This window comes from Kitasatospora sp. NPDC018058, assembly GCF_044327205.1.
In the GTDB taxonomy this organism is placed as follows: Bacteria; Actinomycetota; Actinomycetes; order Streptomycetales; family Streptomycetaceae; genus Kitasatospora.
On the sequence record NZ_JBIRFA010000064.1, the window covers coordinates 21,928 to 30,037 of the forward strand.

At 71.3% G+C, this 8,110-nt stretch carries 10 protein-coding genes; all 10 read left to right on the plus strand.

The annotated features are described in order from the left end of the window. Positions 1–64: 64 nt before the first annotated feature. Entirely contained in the window at positions 65–1,249 is a 1,185-nt protein-coding gene (locus tag ACH4E7_RS41815) for a cytochrome P450 (RefSeq protein ID WP_396254457.1), read from the plus strand. Positions 1,250–1,366: 117 nt separating this feature from the next. Then, on the plus strand, positions 1,367–1,699 hold the full coding sequence (locus tag ACH4E7_RS41820; protein WP_396254458.1) for a hypothetical protein: 333 nt from the start codon (positions 1,367–1,369) through the stop codon (positions 1,697–1,699). Then, a complete protein-coding gene (locus tag ACH4E7_RS41825; protein WP_396254459.1) occupies positions 1,681–1,914 on the plus strand; it encodes a hypothetical protein in 234 nt (77 codons plus the stop codon). The genes ACH4E7_RS41820 and ACH4E7_RS41825 overlap by 19 nt, the downstream gene beginning before the upstream one ends. 229 nt (positions 1,915–2,143) lie before the next feature. Beyond that, on the plus strand, positions 2,144–2,602 hold the full coding sequence (locus ACH4E7_RS41830; RefSeq protein WP_396254460.1) for a hypothetical protein: 459 nt from the start codon (positions 2,144–2,146) through the stop codon (positions 2,600–2,602). A 255-nt stretch (positions 2,603–2,857) separates the two neighbouring features. Then, on the plus strand, positions 2,858–3,373 hold the full coding sequence (locus ACH4E7_RS41835) for a hypothetical protein (RefSeq protein WP_396254461.1): 516 nt from the start codon (positions 2,858–2,860) through the stop codon (positions 3,371–3,373). A gap of 4 nt (positions 3,374–3,377) precedes the next feature. Then, entirely contained in the window at positions 3,378–4,409 is a 1,032-nt protein-coding gene (locus tag ACH4E7_RS41840; protein WP_396254462.1) for a peptidase, read from the plus strand. Between the two features lie 189 nt (positions 4,410–4,598). Then, a complete protein-coding gene (locus ACH4E7_RS41845) occupies positions 4,599–5,432 on the plus strand; it encodes an Ig-like domain-containing protein (RefSeq protein WP_396254463.1) in 834 nt (277 codons plus the stop codon). Positions 5,433–5,967: 535 nt separating this feature from the next. Continuing rightward, on the plus strand, positions 5,968–6,372 hold the full coding sequence (locus ACH4E7_RS41850) for a hypothetical protein (protein ID WP_396254464.1): 405 nt from the start codon (positions 5,968–5,970) through the stop codon (positions 6,370–6,372). A 248-nt stretch (positions 6,373–6,620) separates the two neighbouring features. After that, complete coding sequence (locus tag ACH4E7_RS41855; RefSeq protein WP_396254465.1) at positions 6,621–7,484, plus strand: DUF1259 domain-containing protein; 864 nt, start codon at positions 6,621–6,623, stop codon at positions 7,482–7,484. A gap of 150 nt (positions 7,485–7,634) precedes the next feature. Continuing rightward, on the plus strand, positions 7,635–8,110 hold a 476-nt coding region (locus ACH4E7_RS41860; RefSeq protein ID WP_396254466.1), incomplete at its 3' end, for a helix-turn-helix domain-containing protein.

Consider the following 8,110-nt stretch of genomic DNA (forward strand, 5'->3'; position numbering starts at 1 on the left):
CCCCGTTTTGGTAGGGTCAGACCATCATCGGGGAGTGCTCCCCGTTTTTCAGGGGGGAAAGCGCATGCCTGCTCCGACGCTTCAGGAACTGTCTTCCTCGGGTCTTGACGTCACCATCGACCCGTACCCGGTCTACGCAGCACTCCGTGAGAAAGGGCCGGTTCACCGGGTGCTCGTCCCGGGATCCGGCGAGGCGTGGCTGGTCGTCGCCCGTGACGAGGCCCGCGCCGCTCTCACCGATCCCCGGCTGAGCAACGACATCCGGTACTCCTCCTCATGGGCCGACGACGGCGGCCACGCGCTCGGGGTCAACATGCTCCAGAGCGACGCACCTCAGCACACCCGGCTGCGCGAGCTGGTCGCCAGAGAGTTCACGGCCAGCCGGATCCGGGCGCTGCGCCCCCGCATACAGGAGATCGCCGGCAGACTGCTCGACGCGCTGTCCGGCGCAGGTTCCGTCGACCTTGTCGCCTCTTATGCGCTGCCGCTACCGATGACCGTCATCTGCGAATTGCTCGGCGTACCGGCGGCGGACCGCGGTAGCTTCCACGCCTGGTCCACCGAGCTGGTCGCGCCCAGCTCGCCGGAGGCCGCTGGCGCGGCGGTCGGCGCCATGACCGGCCACCTCACAGCTCTCATCGAGGAACGCCGGGCCAGCCCACGCCGTGACCTGCTCAGCGCGCTCGTCACCCCGCCTGCCGACGGGCTCTCTGCCGAGGAACTGCTCGGGATGGCGTTCCTCCTTCTCGTCGCGGGCCACGAGACCACCGTGAACCTCATCTCGGGTACGGTCCTCTCCCTGCTCGCCCACCCCGAGCAGCTCACCGCCCTGCGCGCCGATCCCGGCCTCATCGACAGCGCGATCGAGGAGACTCTCCGTCACGACGGCCCGGTGGAGTCTGCGGCCTTCCGCTTCGCCACCGAACCGGTACAGATCGGCGACACCACCATCCCGGCAGGTGACAGCGTCCTCGTCTCCCTGGCCGCAGCCTCGCGCGACCCGCGCCACTTCCCCGACCCGGACCGGTTCGACATCCACCGCAAGCCAGGCGGCCACCTCGCATTCGGCCACGGCATCCACCACTGCCTCGGCGCTCCCCTCGCCCGGGCCGAAGCCGCCATCGCTCTCCGCGTCCTGATCGAGCGTCGCCCCCATCTCGCCCTCGACGCCGACCTGGCGGACCTCGTGTGGCGGCCGAGCACCATGTTGAGGGGGCTGACGAGTCTGCCGGTGCGATTCCAGGTGTGACGGACGCGGCACCGGTGGAGCACCTAAGGCCTGTCTAACCCTGCCGCTGACCCGCCACGCCTTCCACGCAAGCTCGGGCCGCCCGACGGGCTGTTCGCGGACTGCTCGGAGAAGCTGGTGGCCGCCTGGCGGGCGCGGGCGATCGAGATGTACCCCTCGGACTTCCGCGACACGAGCGAGGACGTACGGATCACCCTGCTCGCCGCGCGGTGCTCGTCCCGCCGGGCGGAGATCGCCGACGCCCTGGTCGACCTGCTGGTCGCTCTGGCCGACGAGATCAACGCCCGCGCTGAGCGAGGGGTGGAGAAGCAGCTCACCGCCGAGCTGAAGAAGGTCCGCGGCAAGGAGGGGATCCTCGCGGCGGCGGGCCGCGTCCCGCAGTGCGACTCGTCGGGTTTGTCGACGGCGGCCGTCGCTCGTACTACCGGCAGATGCTGCCGCCGCTGCTGAACATCCTGGGGCCGGTCGGCGGTGTCAATGCCCTCCGCCGGACGTGCTGGGCTTCCAGCCGCGCGGAAGCCCCGGCAGGGCGTCAGGAGCAGCAGCAGGTCCGGCCCGGCCGGGTGCACTTCCGCCGGGGCGGCCGCCACCTGCACAGCTCCTGGGGCCCCGTGCGCGACGACGTCCTGGCCGCCCTCGCCGAACTCGGACTCGACTGGCGCTGACCCCGCCCGCCCGGTCGGGCAGGGGCGCAACGCGGGCCGCGGTGCGCCACGTTGCGCTGCATGGGCGCCCGCCATGCGGGTGAACTCTGGGTTGTTTTCCTTGCCTGCAGATTATGCGTTGGCGAACCTTCTGATCGGTGGCCCGGCTTCAGCCACGCGGATGCGGCGCTACCGGCCTGGATCTTCGAGCGGCCCCCGTACGCGGGCCATGGCGAAAGCGGCCGATCACATGAAGCCGTTGCGTGTCGACCTCACTGGTGTTTCGCGCCGGCTCCCGACCGCCCTCCTGGTGGGCGCGACCTCGCTCACGGTACTGGCGCTGCCGACGAGCGCCACCGCCCAGGACAGCCGGGGGAAGGGCCGGGGAGGCAACGCCACCTACCAGCTGGGTGTGGATTCCTGGGGACGCAACGGCTCCGGCCAGCTCGGCGACGGCACCATCACCAACCGCAACACCCCCGTCAACGTCCAGAACCTCGCCGGCGCCCGCTCCCTTGCCGCCGGCAGCTACTCCACCTACGCAGTGCCGAGCGACGGCACCGTACGGGCCTGGGGCGGCAACGGCTCCGGCCAGCTCGGCGACGGCGCCACCGCCGACCACCCCACCCCCGTCACCGTGGTCGGCGCCAACAGCCACCTGACCTTCATCAGCGCACCGCTCAACGGGGACTTCAGCCTCGCCGCGTGACCCGCACGTCCCCCGGGGCCGCCACAGCCCGATGCCGTTGCCCTACCGCCGACTGGCGCGGGACGAGACGTTGTCGAGGTCAGGGCACGTAGACGCTCGCTCCGAGCTTGAACACCCCGCCCTTCCCCGGCCCCACCGCGCCTTCGGCCGTCGGCTTGTGTGAACAGCCCGCGCCCGATTGTCCGAGTCACGTCGACCGACATGTCCGCCGTCAGCCGGGATGTCCGCTGACGGGCGGCTACTTCGGGAGTCATCATGCGTACACGGATCCTGCCTGTCGCGGCCGCAGCCGCTGCTCTCGTCCTGGTCCAGCCAAGCCTCGCCGTCGCGGCGGACGACCCCAGCACCACGGTCACGTTCACCGTCACGTCCGGCGCATTGACGCTGTCGGTACCGGCCAGTGCCACCCTCGGCTCGGGAGCGCCCGGCACCACGATCAGCGCGCCGATCGGTCCCTGTACCGTCATCGACGATCGCGCCCTCGCCTCGGCCTCCTGGACGGTAATGGCGGCGGAGACGAACTTCGCGAACGGTGCGTCGACGATTCCCGCCACCAACGCCACCTACTCGGCCGGGACGGTAACGACGACCGGTACCATTACCGTCACTCCAACGAACGTGACGCTGAGCAACGCCGCGCAGACGGTACTCACCGGGAGCGGCGGTGTCGGAGACAACACCGCGAGCTGGGACCCGACAGTCGCCGTCAACGTGCCCGCCAGCGCCGTCGCCGGAACGTACACCGGAACGCTGACCCAATCCGTTGCCTGACGGAATGAAGGGCGCGCGCCGGTACTGGGTTCTCCTGCTGATGCTGGCCTTCGTACAGGCCGCCGGGGTGATACCGGCGGCGGGGCACGGGGCGCCCGGGCCGTCCTCCCCCCAGGACCCGGCTGCGGGCAGGACCATCGGCATCAAGTTGCTCGACGCTCCGGAGAACCGCCGTGCCGATCCCAGAGCGCATGCCTACATCGTCGACCACGTCGCACCCGGCTCGACCGTCGAGCGGCGGGTGGAAATCACCAACAAGTCGTCCACACCGATGCACGTCAACGTCTACGCCGCGGCAGCCACCATCGCGAAGGGCGAGTTCACCTTCGCGCCGGAGCACACCCCCAACGAGCTGTCCGGCTGGACATCACTCGATACGGGGGACCTTGAGCTGGCGGCCTCCGAAACGGCGCGGGTACGCACCACCATCCAGGTGCCCAGGGACGCCGCCGCCGGGGAGCGATACGGCGTCATCTGGGCGCAGACGAGCGCCCCCACGGACCGCTCGCACAATCTGACGGTGCTGGGCCGGGTGGGCGTCCGCATGTACATCGACGTCGGTCCCGGTGATGAGCCCCCCTCGGACTTCAGGATCGAGCGGCTCTATCCGACCCGAGCTCGCGACGGGCGGGAAGAGGTTCGCGCCCGGATCCACAACACGGGGGGCCGTGCCCTGGACATCAGCGGGGCACTCTCCCTCTCCGACGGGCCGGGCGGACAGCACGCTGGACCGTTCCCGGCCGCCAAGACGGGCACCACACTGGCTCCGGGCGACCGTGCGGAGGCGGTCGTCCCGCTGGACGCGCCGTTGCCGAACGGCCCGTGGGCCATGGAGCTCACGCTCAGAAGCGGCCTGGTCGAGCACACCACCCGCGCCACCATCACCTTCCCAACGACTCCCGGTAGCGCCGGAGCGGTCGCCGTGTCGTCCGCCCAGCAAGGGCACTTCCCCACCCTTGCGGTCGCCGGGCTTTCGGCCCTCGCCCTCACCGCTCTATGCGTTCCACTCTCCAAGTTCCTCCGGCGCCGCCGATGACCACTCCAACCAAGCCCCGCCCAGCGTGGCCGGCTGATCTGCTCCGTGAGCGACGCATGGCGGTCCTCATCAAGCGCGTCACCGCTCCTTCTGCGCCGGCGCCATCCTCGCCGGCGCTCCGACCTCGGCACACCACTCGCCCACCAGCTGTGGTTGTCGACTCTGTGCGCTCGCGACGATCACCGTCGTGTGGTATTCGCGAGCCCACCCGCGGAAGCACAAACGGCCTCGCCGACCCCGTCGCTGTTCGGGCACCCGGTCACGCTCACCGACACCGTCTGCCCCAACTCCACCGCGATCCCGACCGGCACCGTCACCTTCACCGACGCCGGCGCCACCCTGGGCACCGCCCCGCTGACCCCGGGTGGAGGCGACCACTGCGCCCAGGCCCAGCTGACCTGGTCGAACCTGCTGCCCGGCAGCCACACCCTGACCGCCCAGTACAGCGGCGACGCCACCTACGCGGCCCCCGCCGTGGAAAGCACCACCCAGACGGTCAACTGCACGCGCACCGTCACCGGCTCCGTGGCCAGCGTCGTCGCCACCGGTGAGAGCACCTGCATCCTCAACGCCACCATCTCCGGCAGCGTCTCGGCCGGGGCGGGCACCGCCCTGTTCATCGGCAACTCCACCGTCCAGGGCAGCGTCTCCTCCTCCGGCTCCACCCTGGTCGGGGTGTGCGGCACCACCGTCACCGGCTCCCTCGCCGTTACCGGGGCGAGCAGGTTCGTCGTCATCGGCGACCCCGGCGACGACCACTGCGCCGCCGACCAGATCCGGTTGTCGGTACAGCCGAGCAACAACACCGGCGGTCTGGAGGTCGTCGGCAACCACATCGGCGTATCCATGCTGGTCTCCGGCAACAGCGGCACCGGGCCCTTCCCCGAGGACAACCGCCCCGAGATCGAGGGCAACACCATCGGAGGTTCCCTGTCCTGCTCGGGCAACACCCCGCCGCCCACCAACGACGGCCACCCCAACACCGTCGCCGGCGCCCGCGGGGGGCAGTGCAGCACCCTGTGACCCACCCGGCCGGGCATCCCACCCCCGGATAGTCCGTAGTGCCCGCGTCCGCTGCCGCACCCCACGCAGCGGACGCGGGCACTACGCGTCGCTCGGCACCGCTCCAGCCGCTTCGCAGACGGCGAGGGCCGCAGCTATCGAAGAAGGGCCACGCGCGCCGCACGCCGCCGGCGGAACGCTGGACGGCCCCGCCAAACGCACCGGCGGTGAGGCCGATCCGGCGTTCCGGCCCGGCACCTGGCTGCGCGAGCAGGCGGGGCCCGCACCGACGGGAAGCTGACCGAGCAGCAGACCGCGCTCCTGGACGCGCTCCACCGGCACGCCGAGACCGTCGCCGGCTGACCCTCCCCGAGACCCGCCGTCCCGGCCCCACCGGCGCACCCGGACGCCCCACAGCCCGCCCAACGCCCTGCCGAGCAAGACGTCGACGCCATCGGCCGCGCTGCGCCGCGTCCGCGTCCCGGCCGCTGTCCTGGAGAGCGCGCTCCACCTCGCCCAGGCCCTCCGGGAGCAGCCCCACGCCGACCCTCTCCTCTTGGAAGCCGCTGAGGGGCCCGGCCGCCGTCAGCCCGCAGTACCTCCCACCATCCCGGCCACCGGCACCTACGCCGCCACCCGCCCGGCTGCGCACCGCGCCCGCGCCGACGACTACCGGGACCGGCCAGCTGACCGCGTGAAGACGGGCGTGCCGGAGGCCCGCGCCGGGTACGTTCGCCGGCTCCTCTTCCAGCTGCCCCTCGCCGTCGGGGACGACCTCTCGGCTGGCGGCCCGCTCGACGGCGTCGGCGGCCCGCTCCAGCACCGTGCGGTGCCGCTCCTCCGCCTGCGCGAGCTCGCGCACCCACCCGGCCGCCTGTCGGCCTGGGCACGCCCCATCCGGGGGCGGATCGGTCGGTCCGTGTGTGTCGAATCGTCGTCCGTACGGCGAACGGTGTTTTGATTTCACGACGCGGCACGTTGGGAGGCGAACACGTGGCTACTGAAGCGAGGCCCGGACCGACCGGAACAGACGCAGGGGCATCACGACGCCGCGTCCTGACCACGGCCGTGCTGGGATCGGCATTCGCGGCACTGCCGGGACGGGCCGTCGGTGCCGGGCAGGACGCCTTACACGAAGGGGCGCACGGCGGCACGGATCACGCCCGCGGAGGTGAGGCGGGCGCTGACGGCAGGGAGGCCGGCGCGCTGGTGCGTCCGGTCGAGAGCGCCGCGGGGGACTGGACTCACGTCGCGGCGGAACTGGGCCGCAAGGGCAGCATGTTGGGCACGCTGATCTACCGGACGGCTTTCCCACGCACCGACCTGCATGTCGTCTCCCACGGCGTCACCGTGTCGCCGGAACTCGCCGTCGGCTCGCACGTGTCCTTCATCCGGTATGCCGACAACACCACCCTGACCATGGGAGAACTGGCCATCACCGAGGCGGAACTGCACCCGGTGATCGGCGCGCTGCAGTCACACGGCATCGAGCAGGTGGCCATTCACAACCACCTGCCCGCTCACACTCCCCGTCTCGTGTGGATCCATACGCACGGACACGGTCCGAACGCCCTGGCCCTGGCCCGCGGCCTGCGTGCCGCGTTCGCCCACACGGGCACGCCGCCCACCAAGTCCTCGACGACTCACCCGAAGAAGCTGGAGCTGGACACGGCGGGCATCGACGCCGCCCTGGGCACCACAGGCACCGTCTACGGCAGTGTCTACAAGTCCGCCTTCCTGCGCCGCGAGACGATCACCGACGGCGGCTATGTCCTGCCGCCCGGTTCCGGGGCGACCACGGCCTTCAGCTTCCAGCCGGTGGGGCGAGGCCGCGCTGCGCTCAGCGGGGATGTCGCCGTGCTGGCCGGGGAGGTGCAGCATGTGCTGGGCGTACTCCAGCGCGACGGGATCGGGATCGTCGAACTGCACAATCACGGCTTGGTCGACTCGCCCCGCATGTTCTTCATCCACGTCTGGGCCGTCGGCGACGCCGTGAAGATCGCGCGGGCCCTGCACCGTGCGGTGGCCGCCACCAACGCCGCACCCGCCCATGGGGCAGGAGGGGGCGAGTAGCGGGCCTGACGGCAGCGACCCATGGTGCCCATGCCGGGAACCTCATCCGCCCTGGTGGGAGGCACTGTGTGAGGGTGCACAAGTGCCGACCTCGTCGGTCGGGTGGGTGCTCTGGCAGAGCCGACGAGCTCCGCGGCAGGATGATCGACCGTGCTTCTGCGACTGGCGTACCTGGGTGTGACGAACGCGTTTGCGATGCTGCGGCTGCTGCCGATGAGCGACCGCGAGAAGGACGTGGAGATTCTGGCCCTGCGTCATCAGATCACCGTGCTGGAGCGGCAGCTGAGCGGACGGCGGGTCCGTTTCGGAGCGAGCGACCGGGCGTTCTTGGCCGCACTGCTGCAGGGGCTGCCGATGCAGGTGCTGCGTCGGGTGCGGTTGCCGGTGCGGCCGGACACCGTGCTGCGCTGGCACCGCGACCTGGCCGCCTGCCGCCATGCCGCCCGGTCCCGTCCGAAGCGCCCAGGGCGACCGCGCACCGTGCGCTCCATCCGTGCCCTGGTCCTGCGCCTGGCCGCAGAGAATCCAGGATGGGGGTACCGGCGCCTGCACGGTGAGCTGCTCGTTCTCGGCGTCAAGGTGGCCGCGTCCACGGTGTGGGAGATCCTGAAGGAGGCCGGGATCCC